This is a genomic window from Pseudomonas lalkuanensis (assembly GCF_008807375.1).
Taxonomy (GTDB): domain Bacteria; phylum Pseudomonadota; class Gammaproteobacteria; order Pseudomonadales; family Pseudomonadaceae; genus Metapseudomonas; species Metapseudomonas lalkuanensis.
In genome coordinates, this window is record NZ_CP043311.1 from 1,453,375 (window position 1) to 1,476,344 (window position 22,970).

24 protein-coding genes are annotated in these 22,970 nt (G+C 65.5%); 8 read left to right on the top strand and 16 right to left on the bottom strand.

Going from position 1 to position 22,970, the window contains the following annotated elements:
- Positions 1-8: 8 nt before the first annotated feature.
- The 7 genes from nth to metG all read right to left on the bottom strand — a co-directional run bounded on the left by nth (position 9) and on the right by metG (position 7,056).
- Positions 9-647, bottom strand: coding sequence for an endonuclease III (gene nth, locus FXN65_RS06950; protein WP_151132351.1), 639 nt, complete (start codon positions 645-647; stop codon positions 9-11).
- Positions 647-1,216 (bottom strand): Rnf-Nqr domain containing protein, encoded by a 570-nt coding sequence (locus FXN65_RS06955; RefSeq protein ID WP_151132352.1) that lies wholly within the window; start codon positions 1,214-1,216, stop codon positions 647-649. Before FXN65_RS06955 ends, nth begins: the two co-directional genes overlap by 1 nt.
- Complete coding sequence (locus FXN65_RS06960) at positions 1,213-1,821, bottom strand: RnfABCDGE type electron transport complex subunit G (protein WP_151132353.1); 609 nt, start codon at positions 1,819-1,821, stop codon at positions 1,213-1,215. Before FXN65_RS06960 ends, FXN65_RS06955 begins: the two co-directional genes overlap by 4 nt.
- Positions 1,818-2,825, bottom strand: a complete 1,008-nt coding sequence (locus FXN65_RS06965; protein WP_151132354.1) for an RnfABCDGE type electron transport complex subunit D — start codon at positions 2,823-2,825, stop codon at positions 1,818-1,820. Before FXN65_RS06965 ends, FXN65_RS06960 begins: the two co-directional genes overlap by 4 nt.
- Positions 2,822-4,201: an electron transport complex subunit RsxB gene (gene rsxB, locus FXN65_RS06970; protein ID WP_151132355.1), complete on the bottom strand. Its 1,380-nt coding sequence runs from the start codon at positions 4,199-4,201 to the stop codon at positions 2,822-2,824. The genes FXN65_RS06965 and rsxB overlap by 4 nt, the downstream gene beginning before the upstream one ends.
- Positions 4,198-4,752: an Rnf-Nqr domain containing protein gene (locus tag FXN65_RS06975; protein WP_151132356.1), complete on the bottom strand. Its 555-nt coding sequence runs from the start codon at positions 4,750-4,752 to the stop codon at positions 4,198-4,200. The genes rsxB and FXN65_RS06975 overlap by 4 nt, the downstream gene beginning before the upstream one ends.
- A gap of 270 nt (positions 4,753-5,022) precedes the next feature.
- Positions 5,023-7,056, bottom strand: a complete 2,034-nt coding sequence (gene metG, locus FXN65_RS06980) for a methionine--tRNA ligase (RefSeq protein WP_151132357.1) — start codon at positions 7,054-7,056, stop codon at positions 5,023-5,025.
- 147 nt (positions 7,057-7,203) lie between these two features.
- Between metG and apbC the strand changes: the two genes are divergently transcribed.
- Entirely contained in the window at positions 7,204-8,298 is a 1,095-nt protein-coding gene (apbC, locus tag FXN65_RS06985) for an iron-sulfur cluster carrier protein ApbC (RefSeq protein ID WP_151132358.1), read from the top strand.
- Between the two features lie 91 nt (positions 8,299-8,389).
- Positions 8,390-8,956, top strand: a complete 567-nt coding sequence (gene dcd / locus FXN65_RS06990) for a dCTP deaminase (protein WP_151132359.1) — start codon at positions 8,390-8,392, stop codon at positions 8,954-8,956.
- 145 nt (positions 8,957-9,101) lie between these two features.
- Here dcd and nadE read toward each other — a convergent pair whose 3' ends face one another.
- The 6 genes from nadE to FXN65_RS07020 all read right to left on the bottom strand — a co-directional run bounded on the left by nadE (position 9,102) and on the right by FXN65_RS07020 (position 15,452).
- Positions 9,102-9,932: an ammonia-dependent NAD(+) synthetase gene (gene nadE, locus FXN65_RS06995; protein ID WP_151132360.1), complete on the bottom strand. Its 831-nt coding sequence runs from the start codon at positions 9,930-9,932 to the stop codon at positions 9,102-9,104.
- Positions 9,933-9,943: 11 nt separating this feature from the next.
- Positions 9,944-11,149, bottom strand: a complete 1,206-nt coding sequence (gene pncB, locus FXN65_RS07000; RefSeq protein ID WP_151132361.1) for a nicotinate phosphoribosyltransferase — start codon at positions 11,147-11,149, stop codon at positions 9,944-9,946.
- A 245-nt stretch (positions 11,150-11,394) separates the two neighbouring features.
- Positions 11,395-13,938: a penicillin acylase family protein gene (locus FXN65_RS07005; protein ID WP_151132362.1), complete on the bottom strand. Its 2,544-nt coding sequence runs from the start codon at positions 13,936-13,938 to the stop codon at positions 11,395-11,397.
- 82 nt (positions 13,939-14,020) lie between these two features.
- On the bottom strand, positions 14,021-14,671 hold the full coding sequence (locus FXN65_RS07010; protein WP_151132363.1) for a glutathione binding-like protein: 651 nt from the start codon (positions 14,669-14,671) through the stop codon (positions 14,021-14,023).
- 81 nt (positions 14,672-14,752) lie between these two features.
- Positions 14,753-14,944 carry an SEC-C metal-binding domain-containing protein gene (locus FXN65_RS07015; RefSeq protein WP_151132364.1) on the bottom strand — a complete coding sequence of 64 codons (192 nt, stop codon included), beginning with the start codon at positions 14,942-14,944 and terminating at the stop codon, positions 14,753-14,755.
- A 7-nt stretch (positions 14,945-14,951) separates the two neighbouring features.
- A complete protein-coding gene (locus FXN65_RS07020; RefSeq protein WP_151132365.1) occupies positions 14,952-15,452 on the bottom strand; it encodes an LEA type 2 family protein in 501 nt (166 codons plus the stop codon).
- A 114-nt stretch (positions 15,453-15,566) separates the two neighbouring features.
- Here FXN65_RS07020 and FXN65_RS07025 point away from each other — a divergent pair, with 114 nt between their 5' ends.
- The gene (locus tag FXN65_RS07025) at positions 15,567-16,136 is read left to right on the top strand and encodes a hypothetical protein (protein ID WP_151132366.1); all 570 of its coding nucleotides are present in this window, start codon (positions 15,567-15,569) and stop codon (positions 16,134-16,136) included.
- 42 nt (positions 16,137-16,178) lie between these two features.
- Here FXN65_RS07025 and FXN65_RS07030 read toward each other — a convergent pair whose 3' ends face one another.
- Entirely contained in the window at positions 16,179-16,649 is a 471-nt protein-coding gene (locus FXN65_RS07030) for a YchJ family protein (protein ID WP_151132367.1), read from the bottom strand.
- Positions 16,650-16,652: 3 nt separating this feature from the next.
- On the bottom strand, positions 16,653-17,150 hold the full coding sequence (locus FXN65_RS07035; RefSeq protein ID WP_151132368.1) for a DUF6231 family protein: 498 nt from the start codon (positions 17,148-17,150) through the stop codon (positions 16,653-16,655).
- A 130-nt stretch (positions 17,151-17,280) separates the two neighbouring features.
- On the opposite strand from FXN65_RS07035, the gene FXN65_RS07040 reads away from it, so the two are divergent.
- From FXN65_RS07040 to FXN65_RS07055, 4 genes are all read left to right on the top strand, one after another.
- Positions 17,281-17,976, top strand: coding sequence for an OmpA family protein (locus FXN65_RS07040; RefSeq protein ID WP_151132369.1), 696 nt, complete (start codon positions 17,281-17,283; stop codon positions 17,974-17,976).
- A 95-nt stretch (positions 17,977-18,071) separates the two neighbouring features.
- Complete coding sequence (locus FXN65_RS07045) at positions 18,072-18,803, top strand: OmpA family protein (protein ID WP_178119279.1); 732 nt, start codon at positions 18,072-18,074, stop codon at positions 18,801-18,803.
- 176 nt (positions 18,804-18,979) lie between these two features.
- Positions 18,980-19,258, top strand: a complete 279-nt coding sequence (locus FXN65_RS07050) for a DUF1145 domain-containing protein (protein WP_151132370.1) — start codon at positions 18,980-18,982, stop codon at positions 19,256-19,258.
- Positions 19,251-20,012 carry a collagen-like protein gene (locus FXN65_RS07055; RefSeq protein WP_151132371.1) on the top strand — a complete coding sequence of 254 codons (762 nt, stop codon included), beginning with the start codon at positions 19,251-19,253 and terminating at the stop codon, positions 20,010-20,012. The genes FXN65_RS07050 and FXN65_RS07055 overlap by 8 nt, the downstream gene beginning before the upstream one ends.
- Positions 20,013-20,054: 42 nt before the next feature.
- On the opposite strand, the gene FXN65_RS07060 is transcribed toward FXN65_RS07055, so the two are convergent.
- Positions 20,055-20,519, bottom strand: a complete 465-nt coding sequence (locus tag FXN65_RS07060; RefSeq protein WP_151132372.1) for a CopD family protein — start codon at positions 20,517-20,519, stop codon at positions 20,055-20,057.
- A gap of 99 nt (positions 20,520-20,618) precedes the next feature.
- Between FXN65_RS07060 and dinG the strand changes: the two genes are divergently transcribed.
- Positions 20,619-22,763, top strand: a complete 2,145-nt coding sequence (gene dinG / locus FXN65_RS07065) for an ATP-dependent DNA helicase DinG (RefSeq protein ID WP_151132373.1) — start codon at positions 20,619-20,621, stop codon at positions 22,761-22,763.
- The last annotated feature ends 207 nt before the right edge of the window (positions 22,764-22,970 follow it).

Genomic DNA, 22,970 nt, shown 5'->3' on the forward strand with positions numbered 1-22,970 from the left:
ATAGGCTATCAATCGTCGGAGGTCTTCGCCTTGTACTCGCACAGATCCTCGATGCGACACGCGCCGCAGCGCGGTTTGCGGGCCACGCAGACGTAGCGGCCGTGCAGGATCAGCCAGTGGTGCGCGTCCAGCAGGAATTCTTTTGGAACGAATTTCAGCAGCTTCTTCTCCACTTCCAGCACGTTCTTGCCGGGGGCGATGCCAGTGCGGTTGCTGACTCGGAAGATGTGGGTATCCACCGCCATGGTGGGCTGGCGAAACGCTGTGTTGAGCACCACGTTGGCCGTCTTGCGTCCGACGCCGGGCAGGGCTTCGAGGTCCTCGCGATTGTCCGGCACTTCACTGCCGTGCTTCTCGATGAGGATGCGGCAGGTCTCGATGACGTTCCTGGCCTTGCTGTTGTACAGGCCGATGGTCTTGATGTACTCCGACAGGCCATCGACACCGAGGGCGTAGATGGTTTCCGGGGTGTTGGCCACCGGGTAGAGCTTGGCCGTGGCCTTGTTCACGCCCACGTCGGTCGCCTGGGCGGAGAGGATCACCGCGATGAGAAGCTCGAAGGGCGTGCTGTAGGCCAGCTCGGTGGTGGGGTTGGGGTCGTCGTCGTGGAGGCGGCGGAAGATTTCGTAGCGTTTCGCAGCGTTCATCAGGAGTCAGCGGTCCGGGTGGTCAGGCGGCGCCAAATGGCTATTAGCGTACCAAGCAGGATAAAGGCTCCGGGCGCAACGGCGAACAGGGGAATGCCGTCGGCACCCAATTGCAGGCGCCAACCCAGGGCGATCGGGCCCAGCAGCCAGTCGAAGTGGGCGAATAGACTGGCGTGGCCGAGCGCTTCCCGCAGCGTGCCCAGCAGCACGGTGAGCAACGCGAACGCCAGCCCGGCGCCGAGGCCGTTGCGAGCGTCCGTGGCCTCGCTTGCGGCCAGTTGCAGGCAGGGCAATACCAGCAGGTAGAGATAAGGGCCCAGGGCTCGGTGCAGTTCAAAGGCACCGGCTTGCAGCAGCAGGCTCGCCAGGCTCGCCAGCAGAGCGGATAGCAGCAGGGCGCCCAGCCAGTAGCTGGCGCCGTCCAGGTGGTGGCGCAGGGCAGGCAGGGCCACGCCGAAAAGCAGCAGCACGGGAAGCGCCGTCATGGCCAGGCCAAGCCCCTTCACCAGCAGGTCGGTTGCTCCCAGCAGCAGGGCCAGGCCCATCACGCCGAAGTGACCGGGCCTCATGGCGTCTTCTCCCCAAGCAACAGCAGGCGGTGGCCGTCGAAGAACTGCAACGCGTGCTGGGTGGCGCTGACCACGGCGCGGGAGGTGATGGTGGCGCCGACGATTTCATCGAACTCGCCCTTGTCGGCCTTCACCCGCCACTCCGCCTCGGGATGGCTGGCCAGGGAGGCGTCGGTGAATATCCGCAGCCAGGCGCTGCGGGCCGGCTCGATGCGGTCGCCGATGCCGGGCGTTTCGCGATGGCCAAGCACCTTGGTGGCCAACAGCCGGCCATCCGGACGAATGGCCAACAGCAAGCGGATCGGGCCTTCGTAGCCCTTGGCGGTGGCCGGCAGCAGCACGGCCACTGGCACCCCTTCGCGGGTGGCCAGCCAGGCTTGCGTAGGAGCGGGGCTGCCCAGCAACCCGCTCTCGGGAAGGGGGATGGGCTGGGCAAGGGGATGGTTGTCGTAGCTGCCCGGGGGCAGCAGGTCGAGCAGGGCGCGCTCATCGGCGGCCTGGCGTTCGGCGTCGATGCGCCCGGCGAGGAGCTGGTCGGCGGCGATCAGCACCGCCAGGCCAAGACCGGCCAGCGCGGCCAGGATGGCCAGGCTGCGCCCCTTCATGGCTGCGCCTCCGCATTGCGTGGGGCATAGCGGTCGATGGCGGGGACCAGCAGGTTCATCAACAGGATGGCGAAGGCCATGCCGTCGGCGTAGCCGCCCCAGGTGCGAATCACGTAGACCAGCAAGCCGACGCCAACGCCAAAGAGCAGGCGGCCGCGCTCGCTGGCGGCGCCGGACACGGGCTCGGTGGCGATGAAGAAGGCCCCGAGCATGGTGGCACCGCTGAACAGGTGGAAGATCGGCGAGCCGTTGGAGTCCGAACCGCTGCCGTTCCAGCACAGCAGGCTGATGACGAACAGGCCGGCGAGCAGGCCGACTGGCGCGTGCCAGCGGATGACCTTGCGTTGCAGCAGGAACAGGCCGCCCAGCAGGAACGCCAGGTTGACCCATTCCGCGCCGCGCCCACCGAAGCTGCCGAAGGCGACGTGGCCGGCGAAGAGTTCGTCGATGGTCAGGCGGTTGTTGTGCTTGAGGTGGTCCAGCGCGGTGGCCTGGCTCCAGCCGTCTACCAGCCCGCCGCCAACGCCCAGCACCTGTTGCAGGGATTCGCCGAGACCGGGGTGCTGGCCCGGTGTGGGCCATTGGTTGAGGTGGGCGGGAAAGGCTACCAGCACCAGGGCGTAGCCAAGCATGGCCGGGTTCAAGGGGTTCTGGCCGAAGCCGCCGAACAACGCCTTGCCGAGCAGCAGGGCAAAGGCGCAGGCACTGGCGGTCAGCCACCAGGGTGAGTAGGGCGGCAGGGCCAACGCGAGCAACACGGCGCTGACCAGGGCACTGCCTTCACCCAGCAGGGGCTGGTTGAGGAGCGATGACTCCGGCGCGGCGGGCTGCTGGCGCAGGCGGCGCACCAGGGCGTCGCAGGCGAGGGCGACCGGCAAGGCCACCAGCAATTGCAGCACGCTGCCCCAGCCGTATTGCCAGAACAGCGCGAGAAGGCCCGGCAGGCAGGCGACCAGCACCAGCTGCATGCTGGGGCGCGGGTCGAAGGCCGGGCGCGTGGTCATGGCGAGGGCGACTGCTCGGCGAGTGCCTGTTCAGCCCGGGCCAGGCGTTCGCGAGCCTGGGCCAGGACCGCCGGGTCGGCGTCGGCCTGGCGCTCCAGCTTGCTGACGTCGGCGCGGGCGTAGGCCAGTTCGGTTTTCAGCGCGCGCACGGCAGGGTCCATGGGGCGCTTGTCGATGCGCTGCAGGTCTGGTGGCTGCTTGCCGGAGGCGTCCTCGGCGGCGTGCAGCGCGGCTTCGGCATTGGCCAGTGCCTGGCGTAACGAAGCCAGTTCCGTCTCGCTGGCGCCGCGCTGCTCTGCGCCCTTGAGCTCCGCGCGACGACTGACGAGGGCGATCTTGGCCTGCTTGAGGCGCGCTTCGCCTTCGGTGGCCACAGGCGCGGCCGGGGTTCCATGAGCAGCGTCCAGGCGTTGCTGTGCCTGCTCCACCGCGGCGCGCAGTTCAGCCAGTTGGGCCTGTTGTTCGGCAGTGGGGGATTCGCCGAAGGCCTTCTCGGCCTTGCTCAGCTGGGCACGGCTCATGGCGGCAGCGATCTTCGCCTGCTTGAGGGCGGCTTCGTCCACCTGCGCAGGCGGGGCCGCCATGGCGGCCTGCAGCGCTGCCTGGGCCTTGTCGTTGGCCTCGCGCAGTTCGGCGACCTGGGCCTGGAGGTCGGACGTGCCGTATTCCTCCAGCTTCGCCTCGGCCTTCTTCAGCGCCACCTGGGCCATGGCGGCCTCGATCTTCAGGCGCTTCTGCTGGTCGCTCAGGCTCGGGGTGGCAGCCTTTTGCGCCTTCACCCGTTCGATGGCAGCCAGCACGGCGTCCTGCGGCGCGGAGCTGGTGCTCTGCTGGGCCTGGGCCGCGCGGGCAACTCGGGCTTCACGTTCGGCCTGGCGGCGGGCTTCCTCGCGCGCCAAGCGTGCACTGCGGAATTCGAAGCGCTCGCGGAACTGGTCGGCGTGCTGGCGCTGGGCGCTGGCGGCCGGTTCGGCAAGGGGCAGGATGTCGATGCAGTCCACCGGACAGGGCACCACGCAGAGCTCGCAGCCGGTGCATTCGTCGGTGATCACGGTGTGCATCTGCTTGGCCGCGCCGACGATGGCGTCCACCGGGCAGGCCTGGATGCATTTGGTGCAGCCGATGCATTCGGCTTCGCGGATGAAGGCGATCTGCGGCGGCACCGGGCCGTTGGGCGCATCCAGGGGCAGCGGCTGGACCTTCAGCAGGTCGGCCAGGGCGATGATGGTGGCGGTGCCGCCGGGCGGGCACTTGTTGATCGCCTCGCCCTGGGCAATGCCTTCGGCGTAGGGCTTGCAGCCGGGGTGGCCGCACTTGCCGCACTGGGTCTGGGGCAGCAGCGCATCGATGCGCTGGATCAGGCTGGCCTGGCTCATTGCGCCCCCATGCCATTGAAACCGAGGAAGGCCAGGCCCATCAGGCCGGCGCAGATCAGCAACATCGGGGTACCACGGAAGGCGGCAGGCACTTTGGCTTCATCGACCTGTTGCAGCAGGTCGTCGAACAGGATCAGCACCAGCCAGAAACCGACGCCACCGCCAAGGCCCAGGCCGAGGGCCGAACCGAAGTCGCCGGCGCTGCCGACCAGCATGGCGCCCAGGGCCGCGCCGTTGGCCAGCAGCAGGGGCCAGAGGCCGTCCCGAGACAGGCCAGGGCGCAGGCGGGCGAGCCCTTCCAGGCAGAGCCAGGCGAGGGGCGCCAGCAGCGGCAGGAAGATGAACAGGCGCAGCGATTCGAGAGCCAGCGGAGCCAGCACAAGCTGTTCGACCAGCCAGGCGATGGGCGTGGCCAGCGCGATCAGCAAGCCGCCAGCCAGGGCCAGCGCACGGCTGCGAGGCTGGCGCAGGCTGTCGGCGCCCAGGGGCAGGCCGAGAATGAGGTTGTTGACCAGGGCCGCGCCGAGCAGGGCGAAGATGAAATCGGTCATAGGGACGGAACGTCGCCAGGCTGGAAAAAGGGCCGCGTATTATCCGGGATGCAGCCGGAGCGGTACAGGGGCGCGACCGCGATGGCCCGCGCCCTGCTACAAGGCTAGCTCAGGTCCATGCGGATTCTGTTGGCGGGCTGGCGATGGGTCTCGCTTCGCTCCAGCGGAGCGCCGCCCGCCACATCCTACGTATCCGCTGCGCGAGCAGATTGCCGGTGCCCTTGAACGAAAATGCCCGCAGGAGCGGGCATTTTGCTGGAGCTTGCGGTGTTACTTGACGCGCTGGCCGGGCTTGGCGCCGCTGTCGGGGCTGAGCAGGTAGATTTCCTGGCCACCGGGGCCGGCGGCCAGGACCATGCCTTCGGAGACGCCGAACTTCATCTTGCGCGCTGCCAGGTTGGCGACGTACAGGGTGAGGCGGCCTTCCAGCTTGCTCGGGTCCGGATAGGCGCTCTTGATGCCCGAGAAGACGTTGCGCTTGGCATCGCCGATGTCCAGGGAGAGGCGCAGCAGCTTGTCGGCGCCTTCGACGAACTCGGCCTTCTCGATCAGCGCGATGCGCAGGTCGACGGCGGCGAAGGTGTCGAAGGCGATTTCCGCTGCCAGCGGGTCCTTCTCCAGTTCGCCGTTGCCCTTGGGCGCCGAAGCGGCGGCCAGGTCTTCCTTGGAGGCGGCGACCATGGCTTCGATCTTCGCCGGCTCGATGCGGGTCATCAGCGGGTTGAAGGCGTTCAATTGGTGGTCGGCCAGCAGCACCTTGTGGTCGTCCCAGGTCAGCGGGGCGACGTTGAGGAACTGCTCGGCGGCGGCGGCCAGGTGCGGCAGCACGGGCTTGAGGAAGATCACCAGTTGGCGGAACAGGTTCACGCCGGCAGCGCAGACGGCCTGTACCTCGGCCTGCTTGCCTTCCTGCTTGGCCAGGGCCCAGGGCGCCTTGTCGGCGATCCAGGCGTTGGCGCGGTCGGCGAGCGCCATGATTTCGCGCATGGCACGGGCGAAGTCACGGGACTCAAAGGCTTCGGTGATGCTCGGGACAGCGGCAGCGAAGTCGGCGAACAGCTCCGGCGCGGCATTCTCGGCCACCAGCTTGCCGGCGTTGCCCTTGTGGATGAAACCGGCGCAGCGGCTGGCGATGTTGACCACCTTGCCCACCAGGTCGGAGTTCACTTTCTGTACGAAGTCCTCGAGGTTCAGGTCGAGGTCGTCGACGCTGCGGCTCAGCTTGGACGCGTAGTAGTAGCGCAGGTATTCCGGTTGCAGGTGGTCCAGGTAGGTGCGTGCCTTGATGAAGGTGCCACGGGACTTGGACATCTTCTGGCCGTTCACGGTCAGGTAGCCGTGCACGTTCAGCGCGGTGGGCTTGCGGTAGCCGGCGCCTTCGAGCATGGCGGGCCAGAACAGGGCGTGGAAGTTCACGATGTCCTTGCCGATGAAGTGATACAGCTCGGCCTTGGAGTCCTTGTTCCAGAAGGCGTCGAAATCCAGTTCAGGACGGCGCGCGCAGAGGTTCTGGAAGCTGGCCATGTAGCCGATGGGGGCGTCCAGCCAGACGTAGAAGTACTTGCCGGGCGCGTCGGGGATTTCGAAGCCGAAGTAGGGGGCGTCGCGGCTGATGTCCCACTCCTGCAGGCCGGCATCCAGCCATTCTGCGATCTTGTTGGCCACCGACTCCTGCAGGGCGCCGCTGCGGGTCCACTCTTTCAGCATGGCGTCGAAGTTCGGCAGCTTGAAGAAGTAGTGCAGGGATTCCTTGAGTACCGGAGTGGCGCCGGAGATGGCGGACTTCGGGTTCTTCAGTTCGGTGGGCGAGTAGGTCGCGCCGCAGGATTCGCAGTTGTCGCCGTACTGGTCTTCGGTGCCGCACTTCGGGCAGGTGCCCTTGATGAAGCGGTCGGCCAGGAACATTTCCTTTTCCGGGTCGTAGTACTGGGTCACCGGACGGGTGCCGATGTGGCCGGAGTCGCGCAGCTTGGTGTAGATGCTGCTGGACAGGGCGCGGTTCTCTTCCGAATGGGTGGAGTGGTAGTTGTCGAAGTCCACCAGGAAGTCGGCGAAGTCGGCGGTGTGCTCGGCGCGGACGTTGTCGATCAGCTGCTCGGAGGTGATGCCCTCCTTCTCGGCGCGCAGCATGATGGCCGAACCGTGGGCGTCGTCGGCGCAGACATAGACGGCCTGGTTGCCACGCATCTTCTGGAAGCGCACCCAGATATCGGTCTGGATGTATTCGACCATATGCCCGAGGTGGATGGACCCGTTGGCATAGGGAAGGGCGCTTGTCACAAGGATTTTGCGGGGCTCGGTCATGGTGCTCGGCTACCGGATGTAAAACAGAAGGGAAGTCGGCAACTATATAGGCCCGGCGCGATTTTTTCACGCACGGAGGACCAAGCGGCCGGGCGGTCGGGTAGGATAGCCGCCTGATTTGCTCGGATATTTTCCTGGAGTCTTGCCATGAGCACCGTTTCCCGCGCCCAGGTTGAAGCGACCCTGCGCCAGTTCACCGATCCCCACCTTGACCAGGACCCGGTCAGCGCCGGTTGCCTGCGCGAGGTCGACATCCAGGGCGGCAAGGTCCGCGTGCGTCTGGAGCTGGGCTATGCCGCGGGTCTGTTCAAGGCCGGCTGGGCACAGATGCTGAAGATGGCACTGGAGAACCTGGATGGCGTGGACAGCGCCGAGGTGCAGGTGGATTGCGTGATCGAGGCGCACAAGGCCCAGGAGCAGGTGCCGGCGCTGACCAACGTGAAGAACATCATCGCCGTGGCTTCCGGCAAGGGCGGCGTGGGCAAGTCCACCACCGCCGCCAACCTGGCCCTGGCGCTGGCCCGTGAAGGCGCGCGGGTGGGCATCCTCGATGCCGACATCTACGGCCCCAGCCAGGGCATCATGTTCGGTATTCCCGAGGGCACCCGGCCCAAGGTGCGTGACCAGAAGTTTTTCATTCCGCTTGAGGCGCATGGTGTCCAGGTGATGTCCATGGCCTTCCTCACCGACGACAACACCCCGGTGGTGTGGCGCGGCCCGATGGTTTCCGGCGCGCTGATCCAGCTGATTACCCAGACCGCCTGGGACGACCTGGACTACCTGGTGGTGGATATGCCGCCGGGCACCGGTGACATCCAGCTGACCCTGGCGCAGAAGGTGCCGGTGGCCGGTGCGGTGATCGTCACCACCCCGCAGGACCTGGCCCTGCTCGACGCCAAGAAGGGCGTGGAGATGTTCCGCAAGGTGAACATCCCGGTGCTGGGTGTGGTGGAGAACATGGCCGTGCACATCTGCTCCAATTGCGGCCATGCCGAGCACCTGTTCGGCGAGGGCGGTGGCGAGAAGCTGGCCGCGCAATACGGCGTCGAGCTGCTGGCGTCGCTGCCGCTGTCAATGGCCATTCGCATGCAGTCCGATGGCGGCAAGCCGACCACCATCGCTGACCCGGAAAGCCAGATCGCGATGATCTACCAGCAGGCGGCCCGCTGCGTCGGGGCGCGTATCGCACTGTCCGACCAGGCGGCCACCGCGATGCCGAACATCACCATCAGCGACGACTGACATTCCGGCCATCCGGCGAGGCCTTTGCCCGGGCCTTCGCCGGACTGTAAGATTCGCGGTCAATTTTTCACCCCCTGACAGGACGCCCGCCATGACTATCAAATCGGACAAGTGGATTCGCCGCATGGCGCTGGAGCACGGCATGATCGAGCCGTTCGTCGAGCGTCAGGTGCGCGGTGCGGACGATAGCCGGGTGATTTCCTACGGCGTTTCCAGCTATGGCTACGACGTGCGCTGCGCCGCCGAGTTCAAGGTGTTCACCAACATCCATTCGGCCGTGGTAGACCCGAAGAACTTCGATGAGAAGAGCTTCGTCGACATCAACAGCGACGTCTGCATCATCCCGCCGAACTCCTTCGCCCTGGCCCGCACCGTGGAATACTTCCGCATTCCTCGCGATGTGCTGACCATTTGCCTCGGCAAGAGCACCTATGCCCGGTGCGGCATCATCGTCAACGTGACACCGCTGGAACCCGAGTGGGAAGGCCACGTGACCCTGGAGTTCTCCAACACCACCAACCTGCCGGCGAAGATCTACGCCCACGAAGGCGTGGCGCAGATGCTCTTCCTGCAGTCGGATGAAGCGTGCGAAGTGTCTTACAAGGACCGTGGCGGCAAGTATCAGGGCCAGACCGGGGTGACCCTGCCCAAGGCCTGAGGCCGCTCTGGCAGATGTGAAAAAGCCGGGCGATTGCCCGGCTTTTTTGTGGCTGCGATTCGGGGCCATTGCGTTGGGCTTCGCGGAGCTCAGACCAACCTACGGCCCGCAGGATCGGTTGAGCGACGCGATACCCATCGCCTGATCAGGGCACCAGCGGCAGGATGCGCTTGTGCTGGGTGTTGTCGTAGGTGCGGACGATGATGTCGTAGGCGCGCTGGCTGACTTCCTGGCCGTGGAGGAAGGCGTCGATCTCGGTGTAGGTCACGCCGTGTGCTTCTTCGTCCGGCTTGCCGGGGCGCAGTTCTTCCAGGTCGGCGGTAGGCACCTTGTGCACGGCACTGTCCGGCGCGCCCAGGTAGCGGGCGATGGCGCGCACCTGGTTCTTCACGAGGCCGGAGAGGGGCGCCAGGTCGCAGGCGCCGTCGCCGAACTTGGTGAAGAAGCCCATCACCGCCTCGGCGGCGTGGTCGGTGCCGATCACCAGTCCGTTGTTGGCGTTGGCGATGGCGAACTGGGCGACCATGCGGATACGCGCCTTGATGTTGCCGGTGACGAAGTCGCGGCGGGCGTCAGCGAGATGATGCAGGTGGGTGACCTGTTCGGCCAGGCCGATCACGCTGTCGGCGATGTTCACGGTTTCTTCTTCATCGGCGCGGATGAAGTTCATCGCCACCTGGGCGTCCGCCTCGTCGTGCTGGACGTTGTAGGGCAGGCGCACGGCGATGAAGCGGTAGGCGTCATCACCGGTCTCGGCGCGCAGTTCCTCGACGCTGAGCTGGGCCAGGCGTCCGGCGGTGGTGGAGTCGACGCCGCCGCTGATGCCGAGTACCAGCACCTTCAGGCCGGACTTGCGCAGGCAGTCCTTGATGAAGGCCTTGCGACGTTCAATTTCGGCCACCAGGGCGGTTTCGTCGGCGAAGGGTGGAACAACGTCCAGGGCTTTGGCGATTTCTTGCTGGCGGTTGCTGCTCATGTGCGGAGTCCTTACTGGGCGTCGGTGACGCGGAATACGTGCTTCAGGTAGGCGACGAAGTTCTCGTCGCGGCATTGGGTCTTGCCCGCTTCATCGGAAATCTTCGCCACCGGCTGGCCGTTGCAGGCGGTCATCTTGATCACGATGTTCATGGGCTCGACGCCCGGGATGTCGCAGGTCAGGTTGGTGCCGATACCGAAACTGACGTGGATGCGCCCGCGCAAGGCACGGTAGAGCGCCAGTGCCCGTGGCAGGTCGAGGCCGTCGGAGAATACGAGGGTCTTGGTCAGCGGGTCTATGCCCAGCTTCTGGTAATGACGGATGGCCTTTTCCGCCCATTCCAGCGGGTCGCCGGAATCATGGCGCAGGCCATCGAAGAGTTTGGCGAAGTACAGGTCGAAGTCGTTGAGGAAGGCCTGCATGTTGATGCAGTCGGTCAGTGCGATGCCCAGCAGGCCACGGTATTCGCGAACCCAGCAGTCGAGGGCGGCGATCTGGCTGTCGATCAGGCGGGGGCCGAGTTGCTGGTGCGCCATCAGCCATTCGTGGGCCATGGTGCCGATGGGCTTGATGTCGTACTCGCGGGCCAGGTGGATGTTGCTGGTGCCGACGAAGCGGCCCGGGAAATCGCGCTTGAGGATGTGCACCACTTCTTCCTGGACCTTGTAGGAGAAGCGCCGGCGGGTACCGAAGTCCGCCAGTTGGAAGTCCTGCAGCTCCTCGTCGCTGGCATTGGCCCGGAGCCAGTCGAGCTTGCGGTAGAGCTGCTCCCGCGCCTGGACCAGCTTGACGTCGCGATAGCGGTAGCGGTTGCGCACCTCGCTGATGATCGCCAGCAGGGGAATCTCGAAGAGGATCACGTGCAGCCAGGGACCGCGCAGCCGGACGCAGAGCTGGCCGTCTTCGATACCCACTTGCAGATAGCGCAGGTTGAAGCGGAACAGGCTGAGGAAACGGATGAAGTCCGGCTTGATGAAGGGAATGCGCTCGAGGAAGTGCAGCTGGTCGGGGGTTATGGAGATATCCGCCAGTTGCTCGATCTGGAAGCGGATTTCCGCGAGGTAGGGCGTCAGGTCTTCATCGTTGCGGCAGCGGAACTCCCACTCGACTTCGGCGTTCGGGTAGTTGTGCAGCACCGCCTGCATCATGGTCAGCTTGTAGAAGTCGGTATCCAGCAGGTTCTGGATGATTCGGCCGGAAAAGGCGCTGTCAGCCATGGTCGAGTCTCGGAGCTTCGGGCGGACGATGGAAAGGGCGCAGGATGCGGCAAGGGAACAGGCGGTGCAAGACGGCCAGGTTCGGCCAAACCTTGTAGGCGCGAAATCGTTCGCCCCTACAGGAAAAGCAATTTCCACCGCGCAGGCAAAAGAAAAGGCGCCCGGAGGCGCCTTGAAATGTGATCTATGGAGTAAGTCCACCGGATCAGAGCGGTAGCGCGGCGGGAAGTTCCGCCGCTGCTCGATCATTTTTGCGGGGTCAGCATCAGGCGCCTGGTGCCGTAGACGGCATCGAGGTTGTGCGGCTGGAAGGGGAACTTCATGTAGCGCGCCTTCAGCCAGGCATCGATGCCGTCGGCGTAGTGCGGGCTGGCCGGGTTGCCGGACTGGCCGGAGCTGTTCACGCCGATCATGGGCTCGGGCTGGCCGAAGTCGACGACGATGCGCATCGCCGGGATCAGCCAGGTTTCGAAGCCCTGTCCCCAGTGGTAGGCCGAGACGTTGAGGGTGCTGTGGTCGCCGCCGGCCGGGTAGGGGCCGCGATCCAGGTAGCCCTTCAGGGCATTGAGGCCGGTGCGCTGGCTGGCGCTCATGTGCGGCGCCAGTTGGGTGCTTTCGGTGACCCACTCGTAAGTGTGCAGCTTGCCCCATTGCCAGGCCTTGCGGTCAGCGCCCATGCGGCTCTCGGCGTAGCTGACGGCGGCGGCCAGGCTACGGGCGAGGGTCGCCGGCTTGTCTTCCTTCTGCGGGGTGCGCACGTCGTCCCAGAAGGGGCTGTCGACGCGGCCCAGCAGGTGGTCGGCCTGGGCGGAGTAGGAGAGGTCGGCGGTCTGCACCAGGGCGCGCCAGGCCGGACTGGTTTCCGGGCCCAGTTCGTCGAGGAAGATCTGCCGCGCGCTCTCGTGGAGGAAGGCACCGTAGTAGGCGGCGTCCGCCGACGTCGGGCTGAGGCGCCCGTCGAAGGCCAGCAGGCGGTCGAGCCCTTCCTGGGCCTTGGCCCGTTCGGCAGGCGGCAGGGCGTTGATGGCCTGCTTGAGGGGCGCGGCCATGCCCGGATCCCGCAGCATGGTCTTGAGCTTGGCCGGGAAGGGGCTGGTCTGGTCGTACTGCATGGCGATCATGCTTTGCCAGTCATGCTTGCCGCTGCCGCCGGCCAGTTCCGCGATGCGCTCGGCGCGCTCCGGGTAGTACCAGGAGTTGGACAGCTGCACGCCGTAACCGCCCTGCACGGTGCGGTGGTTGGCGGTGCCGAGCCAGCCCTGGGCCGGGTCCTGGTCGTAGGGATGGAGCATGGGGTCGGCGTAGCCATCCCAGTCGTAGCGGCCGTCCCAGCCGGGGGACGGCAGCAGGCCGCGGCCTTCGCGGCGGTTCGGGTAGCGGCCGGTGACCTGCCAGGCGATGTGCTGGGCGTCGGCGTAGAGGATGTTCAGGCCCATGGCCCGGATTTCGCGGGTGGCCTCGTGCGCCTGCTCCACCGACTGGGCGCGGGACAGGGCGAAGAAGGCCTCCAGCGACTGGTCAGCCTCGAACTGGCTGGTCTGCAGGGCGATGCCGTAGCCACTCTTGATCTCCATCGGCTGCAGCGGATGTTTGCGCTGGCCAAGCACGGAGTTCAGCAGCGGTCCGTGGCGGGTCTCGTAGATCACCTCGCGTACCGGGCGTTCGCCCTTGATGAAGAAGGTTTCCATGCGCTCGCTGGCGGGCACCCACTTGCCGTTGGCCTGGTAGTAGAGGCGGCTGCCTTCGCGCTTGACCTTCTCCAGGAAGAGGTCCTGGTTGTCTCCCATGACCATGGTCATGCCCCAGGCCAGCTTGCCGTTGTAGCCGGCGACCACCGCGGGAACACCGGCAATGGAGACACCGGCGGCCTGGAATTTCGGCGAGCGGATCTGCACGAAGTTCCACACCGAGGGCATGGAGATCGGCAGATGCGTGTCGTTGGCCAGGATGCTGCGGCCGGTACGGCTCTTCTGCGGGGCGATGGCCCAGTTGTTGGAGGCGGCGACGCCGAGCATGTCCAGCGCGGCGATCTGTCCGGCGGCGTCGTTCAGCGCGGTCAGGCCCGGGATCTGGCCACCGAGCTGCAGGCCCTTGAGCTTCTCGGCCTCTTCGAAGGGCAGCGGCTCATCCGGGTAGACGGGAGTCAGCCAGGCCAGCTTGTCGGCGCCGACCTTCTGCGCCAGGACCAGGGAGGCGATCTCTTCCTGCAGGTTCACCGCCAGGCCGAAGTTCAGCAGGGTGAACACCAGCACCGAGTCTTCAGGCTTCCAGTAGGCCGGCTTGTAGCCGGACTCGGCCAGGTCCATCGGCAGCTTGTCGCGGTAGCGATAGAGATAGGCGTTGACGCCACGGGCGTAGACCGCGAAGAACTCCTTCAGGCGTGGTGAGGCGTTCTTGTAGAGGATGTCGGCGCTCTTGCGCAGGTTCACCGCACGCATGAAGCGGTCTATCTCCAGCACGCCGGGGCCGGCCATTTCGGCGAGTCGTCCTTCGGCCATCAGACGCAGGCCGACCATCTGGCTGAGGCGGTCCGAGGCATGCACGTAGCCAAGGGTGAACAGGGCGTCGTGGAAGGTGGTGGTTTCGATCAGCGGCATGCCCAGCGGGTTGCGGCGGATCGAGACGCTCTGCGCCAGCCCCTTGACCGGCTGGAAGCCGGAAGTGGGCGGCAGGCTGTCCGAGTAACGGCTGTCCAGCCAGGACTGGCAGCCGCTGAGGCCGATCATGGCGCCAGCGGCGGCGGCAACGCAGAACCGGGGAAGGAAGCGCTTGAAGGCTGGCGAAGCCATGGAACGGGCTCTCCTGAGAGGGGCATCGGATCAAACGCGCTACGTTAGTGAGCCGCCCCGCGCCGTGCAAGCGCCGCCGGCCCTACTTTTTCCCGGCAGCGGGGTTGACCTGTGCCACCAGCGCGTAGGCCCGAACGGTAGCCGGGCGCGCCTGGATGTCCAGGTACCAGCGCTTGAGGTTGGGGAAGTCGTCCAGGTTCTGTTCCTGCCAGGGGTGGCGGTCGATCCAGGGGTAGATGGCCATGTCGGCGATGCTGTATTCGCTGCCCGCCACAAAGGCCCGGTCGGCCAGGCGCTTGTCGAGCACACCGTAGAGGCGCGAGGTTTCCTTCACGTAGCGCTGGATGGCGTAGGGCAGCTTTTCCGGGGCGAAGCGATTGAAGTGGTGGTTCTGTCCTGCCATCGGGCCCAGGCCGCCCATCTGCCAGAACAGCCACTGCAGGCAGTCCTGGCGACCGCGCAGGTCCTGCGGGATGAAGCGTCCGGTCTTCTCGGCGAGGTAGAGCAGGATGGCGCCGGACTCGAACAGGGACAGCGGCTCGCCACCGTCCGACGGCGCATTGTCGACGATGGCCGGTATGCGGTTGTTCGGCGATATCTTCAGGAAGTGCGGCTGGAACTGCTCGTCCTTGCCGATGTTGATCGGGTGGATGCGGTAGGGCAGGCCGGCCTCTTCGAGGAACAGGGTGATCTTGTGGCCGTTGGGGGTGGTCCAGTAATACAGGTCGATCATCGGGAAGGCTCCATCGGGCCTTACGCTCGGCCCTGAAACGAACAGGCCCGCACTAGGCGGGCCTGGATGAGTGCGGGGGCGTCAGGCGCCGTGGCACTTCTTGAACTTCTTCTGGCTGCCGCAGGGGCAGGGATCGTTGCGGCCCACTTCCTTCAGCGGGTTGCGCACCGGCTCCTGGTGGCCGTGATTGCAGTGCGGGCCATGCACGTGGTGGTGATCGTGGTCATGGTCGTGGTTGCAGTTCGGACCATGGACATGGGGTTCTTGACTCATGAAGGTTCTACTCCGGGATGTAACTGCCGGGGATTATCTCGCCATTGCGAGTGAGGTGCACGCTCTTGCCGAACATCAGTCCGGTCTTCACCTCGCCCTGCAGGCGGTACTTGATGGGTTCGTCCGGCTTTTCCAGGAGCTTCACGATGTACTTCATATGCCGCCACAGGTTGGTGCGCACGGGTACTTCGAAGGTCTGGCTGCCGTGGGCGGGCACGGTAAACCAGGTGCTGGATTCGCCGGAAGCGAGCTTCACGTCATTGAGATGAACGGTATAGGCGAGCCCGCGCACTGGCAGGCTGACATCGTTGGGGTTGTCGATGCGAAAGCGCAGCACGAACTGCTGTTCCAGCAGTTTGGCGCGCACGACGTCGACCTTGAGCAGTCGAACGTCGGGGTCCTGGAAGCTGTCGCTGAGCCAGGTGGAGCATCCGCTGAGGCCCGAAAAGGGTAGGGCGAAGAAAAACAGTAGGCTGAGAATTCTTATCATTTGCGCCTGGTAAAACATTGCAATACTCCAAGTGACGCTTCAGTGTAACAAGCAACTGCTCGGCCGCAACCTGTTGTGAGCCGAAAAAAAGCTGCGCCATACTGCAGGGCAATTCGGTCAGGAGTGTTACCAATGGGTCGTTACGAGATCGCCTTTGCCGGAAGGCTGGTACCCGGGGCGCGACCGGAACTGGTGCAGGCCAACCTGGCCAAATTGTTCCAGGCCGACGCCCAGCGCATTGCCACGCTTTTCTCCGGGCGTCGCGTGATTCTCAAGAACAACCTGGATGAAGCCGCCGCGGAAAAATACCGCTCGACCCTGGAACGCGCGGGTGCGCTGGTCGAGGTGCTGTCCATGGAGCCGGAAATAGAAGAAGTGGAGTTGGCGCCGCCGCCGGAGCCCGAACCCCTGGCCCGTCCCGTGGCAGCGCCTGCACCGGCGCAAGTCGCGGCGCCGGGCCGCCTGAAGGTGGTGCCGCGCGATGAGTACATGGCCGCGTTCGTTGGCGTGGACGCTCCGGACTTCGGCATCGCTCCCGTCGGCGCCGATCTGCAGGACGCCAAGCCGGAGGCGGCGACACCGCGCTTCGATTTCTCCGGAATGAGCCTGGCGCCCGTGGGCAGCGATATGGGCCAGCAGAAGACGCCTCCCTCCGGGCCGCCGCCGGATACCTCCCACCTGCGCCTGGAAGAGCGCAAATAGATAGCAAGAGGCCCGCGATCTGCGGGCCTTTTTGTCATCGCTTCAGAAATAACTCGAACAACATTTCTTGAACTTCTCCCCGCTGCCGCAGGGGCAGGGGTCGTTGCGCCCTGCCTTCACCGGCACCGTGGGGTCGAGGAAATACCATCGGCCATCCGCCTGGACGAAGGCCGAGCGCTCACGATGGCTGTGTTCGCCCCCCTGGTCGTGCCAGCGTGCGGTGAAGGTGACGAAGGCGTGCTCGGGCTGGCCGCCCAGCAGGTCATGGCCTTCCACTTCCAGGCCGAGCCAGGTGCTGCCAAGGCTCCAGGCGCGGATGGCTTCGATATCCAGTCCGGAGCGCTGGGCGGGCAGGGTGGTCTCCACCAGGTAGTCCACCAGACCCAGTACGTAGGCGCTGTAGCGCGAGCGCATCAGCGCCTCGGCGCTGGCGGCGGGGTGACCCGCGTGGTGGCGGCCGCAGCAGACCTCGAGGAGATTGCCGCTACCGCAGGGACAGATCGCAGTGCTCATGGCTTACCACCAGTACTTGCCGAAGTTTTCCGGGTTGGCCCAGAACTTGGCGTTCAGCCAGTCAGGTACCTGCTTGTACTCACGCAGATCATAGGTGAACAGGGTCAGGATCTGCTGGTCGCGACGGAAACGCTCGCTGGCCTGCATGGCCAGGGAGAAGAAGTCGGTGTCCTTCCAGTCACAGGCATTGAGATCCGCCAGCACCGCTACGCGACTGGCGTTGAGGTTGCGGATGCCGCCCAGCAGCTGCAATCCGTCGCGCTTGGGCAGGTGCTCCAGGCAGTCCGCCAGCAGCGCGAGGTCGAAGCGGCGACCTGCCTGCTCCGCCGGCAGCGGGCCGGCGGGAACCTGCGTTACCTGGCATTCCGGGTGGACGGAGGCGAAGGCTTCGAGCGCCGGAAGCGGACTGTCACCGACCAGGAGCAGGCTTTGCGGAGCATGGCGTTCGAGCAAGGCCGCGAGGGCTTGCTGCGGTGTGCGGGAGGAGAAACTATCAGTCATCGAAAATCCTCGAACAGGTAGGGCAAGACTAGCCCGAAGGCGACTCGTGGCCTAGTGCTGGCGGTTTCCGGGGCTGGCGTCTTTACTCCCTAATTGTCGGTATGGGCCGATTCTAAGAGGAGACTTGCTTATGAGCATTACACGGACAGCTTTACCCCTTGTACTAGTGACCAGCCTGCTAACCGGTTGCGCCGGCCTGCAGAAGACCGACTGGCCCAAGTGTGCGGCAGTAGGGGGTGTGGTAGGTGCGGGACTGGGTGCCATTGAAAGCAGCACCTATGCCGGCTGGGGTGCCCTGATTGGCGCCGGCACGGCGGCAGCCTATTGCTGGGTTCACGGCGATGGCGATGAGGATGGCGACGGCGTACTGGATAGCCGCGACAAGTGCCCTGGCACTCCGCGTGGTACCCAGGTGGACGCCGACGGTTGCCCGCTCAAGGCAGAAGAGCCGGTGGCTGAAGAGGTGGTCGTCGTCGAGCACGAAACCATTGTTGTCCGCGATCTGCTGTTCGCATTCGACTCCGCGAAACTCGACCCGGCTGACGAAGCCAAGCTCGATGGCGTCGCCAGTCGACTGAAGAACGAAGCTCCGGATGCCAAGCTGACCATCACCGGTCACACCGACAGCGTCGGCTCTGATGCCTACAACCAGAAACTTTCGGAGCGCCGCGCCCAATCGGTGGCCGACTACCTGGTACGCAGTGGCATCCCGGCCTCCAATATCGTCAGTGTCAGCGGTGCGGGTGAAAGCCAGCCGGTAGCCGACAACGCCACCAAGGACGGCCGCGCCATGAACCGTCGCGTGGAAATCCAGATCGACCGCTAAACCCCGGAGTACCTGCGGCGCGCGCCTTGTGCGCCGCAGGAGCCGGGTCTTTACTCCTGTGGTACCGGCTTGGCCGGTGGCACAGGAGAATCATCATGGGCAACCAACTTCCCCGGGTTGCGATTTCACTTCTTCTGGTCAGCAGTTTCCTCTCTGGTTGTGCGTCCACGTCCAGCAATGGCAGTGCGCCGCTGAATCAGGGGAATTGGCCAATCTGCAGTCTGATCGGCGGCCTGGCAGGCGGTGGTCTGGGCTCAATCGAGAGCTCTGCCTGGGCAGCGGGTGGCGCCGCGGCCGGCGCCATTGTCGGTGGCCTGATCTGTTACGTGCAGGACGGCGATGCCGATGGCGATGGCGTCTTCGATCGCCGGGATGACTGTCCCAATACCCCAGCCGGTGCGACCGTCGATAGTCGCGGTTGTCCACAGCGAACTTATCCCCAGGCCACGACCGAGGCCCCTCCGGCGCCGCCCCAGGATGAGGTGATCGTCCTCAGCGACATGGGCAACGTGCTGTTCGCCTTCGACTCCGCCGAGCTGACATCCACTGCCAAGGAACAACTGGTCGCCGTCGCCAACCGCCTTAATGGCGCCAATCTGGTGGGCGCCAAGGTGATCGGCCACACCGACAGCGTGGGCTCCGACCAGTACAACCAGGGGCTATCCGAGCGCCGGGCAAGGTCCGTGGCGGACTTCCTGGCGGGCCAGGGCGTACCGGCCGACAAGCTGTCCACAGAAGGCAGGGGGGAAAGCCAGCCGGTGGCGGACAACGAGACGGACGCGGGGCGCGCGCAGAACCGCCGGGTGGAGATCCAGGTCGATCGCTGACGGATTTTTCTGCGCTGCATCAATGACTCTTCCGCAGTTCGATTCTTTTCCCGGCGACGCACTGGTGCGTCGTCGGGCTTCGGCGTATGTTCCGCAAAACTCGAAAAATGCCTGGCTCGGCGAGAGGTGCTGCCGAGCATCGGCAGACCTGGCTGAGCGCTTTGGGGAGGGGATGAATGCGTTTATTCATGGGGCTGGGCAAGGTCGTTGCCCTGCTGTTCTGGCTGGTGGTGATCGTCAACCTCGTTTCACCGTTCGCCAAACCATTCGACATGCTGCTGAGCGGCGCCGGCATCCTGCTGATACTGGTCCACCTGTTCGAAATCACGCTGTTCAATTCGTTGCTGCGTGGTCGGGCCAATCCCTGGCTTGATCGACTGCAACTGCTTCTGTTCGGAGTCTTTCACCTGCTCGGAATCCGACGTCACGGCGCCAAGGAGAGCGGCCATGCGTAAGTTCTGCCTGATGCTTGCGCTGATCACGCCTGTCGCCCTGGCCCAGGGGCAGGTAACGGTGGAGGCCCATAACTTCCTCAAGCTGCCGTCCAGAGCCGGAAGCCTGAATCTCGACCGGGTCGAAGTGGCAGATTTCGCCACACTGCTGATCCCGGCGGGGGTCACCGAATTGCGCATCGGCGAATTGCACATGGGGCGCGAGGCGCGTCTTGGTATCGCTCCGGCCGAGCAGACATTTCGCCTGGAAGTGCAGCGTGGCGAGATTGGCACCGGTAGCCACATCACGGCCTCGGGCGCTGCCGGCAGCATGAGCAAGCCGGCCAGTTCCGGGCGCAACCTCGATCTGCGGTTCGTCGAAGTCCAGGTGAGCGAGATGACCCTCGACGTGCGCGGCGGCATCGGCGCTCCCGGACACTCCGGGCTGGCCGGCGCCGACGGCGATGCGGCGGGCTGCCTGTGGGGCGATGCCAGCCGTGGCTGGGACGGCCAGCCTGGCGGCGATGGCCAGACCGGTGGCGCCGGTGGGCAGGTGCGCCTTGAGGTGCCGGCTTCCTTCCCGGTGGAACTGGTACGCGTGCGCCTGGATGGCGGGGCCGGTGGCGCACCGGGTGAAGGTGGCGCGGGCGGTCATGGCGGCGCCGGCAAGGGCTGCCTGCTTTACAAGGCCGATGGTGGCAAGGGCGGTCGCGCCGGGCCACCCGGTCGTGCCGGTGCTGCCGGCAGTGCCGGCAGCCTCAAGGTCGTGCGTTTCTGAATGCGGGATGGCGCACAGGGACGTGCGCCTGCAAGGCTGTAATCAGAACGTCGGGCGAAGGGCGACGATCGTCACCAGTGCCAGCCCGATCAGAAGATTGAATCCCACCACCCGGCGGATGCGACCCAGCACCGCGCCACCTTCCGGCCAGTTCTCCGCGTTCACCGCTGCCCGCAGCTGCGGTAGGAGCAGGGCGCTCACCCGCAGGAACAGGGCGAGCATCGCCACATAAAGGCCGATCATCATGTGCACATAGCGCGGCGCGGCCTCCATGCTGGCGTACGACAGGTGCATCATGCCGACGCCGGTGAAGGGCAGGACCAGCACCGCCGGCCATACCCACTGGAAGAAACGGCGGAACACTTCCAGCCACAGACGCAGCCGGGCAGGCGGTTCCAGGGTGGCGACGGCAGCCGGCCGCAGGATCATCCAGGCGAAGAACATGCCGCCGACCCATACCAGGGCGGACAGCAGGTGCAGGGCATAAAGGGCGGCGTGAGGCGTCATCCGGTCAACTCCATTCGGCGGGGAAAAGAAGGCGCGCTATCATAGCCGGCCTGTTAAAGTACTGAAAATTTATCCAGCGTTCCGACCCCGCCTGCTCCCATGCTCAGCACTGAACTCAAGTCCCAGATCCAGGGCGCCTACAGCCGTTTCCTCGAAGCCAAGGGGCTAAAGGCCCGCTATGGCCAGCGCCTGATGATCGCCGAGGTGGCCAAGGCCCTGGGCGCCATTCCCATGGATGAAGAAGGGCATCGCGAGGGCGAACCCGCCGTGGTCGCGGTGGAAGCGGGGACCGGTACCGGCAAGACCGTGGCCTATAGCCTGGCGACCATTCCCGTGGCCAAGGCGGCTGGCAAGCGTCTGGTGATCGCCACCGCCACTGTTGCCCTGCAGGAGCAGATCGTCCACAAGGACCTGCCCGACCTGATGCGCAACAGCGGCCTGAATTTCAGTTTTGCCCTGGCCAAGGGGCGCGGCCGCTACCTCTGCCTGTCCAAGCTCGACATGCTGCTGCAGGAGGGCCAGGCGCAGAGCGCAACCGCCCAGCTGTTCGCCGATGAGGGCTTCCATATCGATGTGGACGAGAAAGGCCAGAAGCTGCTCAACCAGATGATCGAGCGCCTTGCCGGCAACCGCTGGGATGGCGACCGCGATGCCTGGCCCGAGGCCATCGAGGACCAGGACTGGGCCCGCGTCACCACGGACCACAGCCAGTGCACCAAGCGCCATTGCCCGAACTTCCAGCAGTGCGCCTTCTACAAGGCACGGGAAGGCATGACCAAGGTGGACGTGATCGTCACCAACCACGACATGGTCCTGGCCGACCTGGCCCTGGGTGGCGGCGCCGTGCTGCCCGACCCGCGCGATACCCTCTATGTGTTCGACGAGGGCCATCACCTGCCTGACAAGGCCATCGGCCACTTCGCCCACTACACCCGCCTGCGCTCCACCGCCGACTGGCTGGAGCAAGTGGCGAAGAACCTCACCAAGCTGCTGGCGCAGAATCCCCTGCCGGGCGATTTCGGCCGCCTGATCGAAGGCGTGCCTGTACTGGCGCGGGAAATCCGTACCCACCAGCAGTTCATGTTCAATGCCTGCGAAGAGATTGCCGACTTCCGCGCCGGTGAAGACATGGAAGGCCGCGACCGTCCGCGGCATCGCTTCGAGGCCGGCGTGGTGCCCGAGCATCTTCGCGAGCTGGGCATCGAACTGAAGAAAGGCTTCTCCAGGCTGCACGATGTCTTCACTCGCCTGACCGAACTCCTCAAGGAAGCCATGGATGGTGAAGCCAGCATCGGTCTGGCCAGCCACCAGGCGGAAGAGTGGTATCCGCTGTTCGGCAGCCTGCTGGTCCGCGCCCAGGGCAACTGGGAACTGTGGACCGCCTTCACCACCGAAGACCCGGAAGACAGCCCGCCCATGGCGCGCTGGTTGACCCTGGCGGAAAGCGGCGCGTTGCATGACATCGAAGTCAACGCCAGCCCCATCCTCGCCGCCGAGACCTTGCGCCGTAACCTGTGGAACGTGGCCTACGGCGCCTTGGTGACCTCTGCCACCCTCACCGCGCTGGGCAAGTTCGACCGTTTCCGCATGCGCGCCGGCCTGCCCAGGGCCGCTGTCACCGCCGTTGTGCCGAGTCCGTTCCAGCACGCCGATGCGGGGCTGCTGCGGGTGCCCGACCTGAAAGCCGACCCCCGCGACGCAGCAGCCCACACCGCCGCCATCGTCCGTGACCTGCCCGGCCTGGTGGAGGGCGCGCGTGGCACCCTGGTGCTGTTCGCCTCGCGCCGGCAGATGCAGGATGTGTTCGACGGGCTGGACCGCGACTGGCGCAAGCGCGTACTGATCCAGGGCAACCTGTCCAAGCAGGAAACCCTGAACAAGCACAAGGCGCGGGTGGACGATGGCGAGTCCAGCGTGCTCTTCGGCCTGGCCAGCTTCGCCGAGGGTGTGGACCTGCCGGGCGCCTACTGCGAACACGTGGTGATCGCCAAGATTCCCTTCGCCGTGCCGGACGACCCGGTGGAGGCGGCGCTGTCCGACTGGATCGAGGCCCGTGGTGGCAATCCCTTCATGGAAATCGCCGTGCCCGACGCCTCCCTGCGACTGGTCCAGGCTTGCGGTCGCCTGCTGCGTACGGAGGCGGACCGCGGCACCATCACGCTGCTGGACCGTCGTGTGGTCACCCAGCGTTACGGCCGCGCCATCCTCGATGCGTTGCCGCCGTTCCGCCGCGAGATCGCCTGACCGCTGCCCCGGCCCGTTCCCGGATATCCGGGGCGACGACTGGTAATGCGCCAGATGGCCCACCCTTGACGCTGTGCTCCCCCGATCTGCGATGATGCCGGGGTTTTTGCGGGTGCCCCGTGGCATCCGCCTGGCCCGCTTCGTTTTGTCGCACCCACGGCGAGAGACGAACTTGTTGCGGTCTATGCACTGCATTCTCTTGGGAAC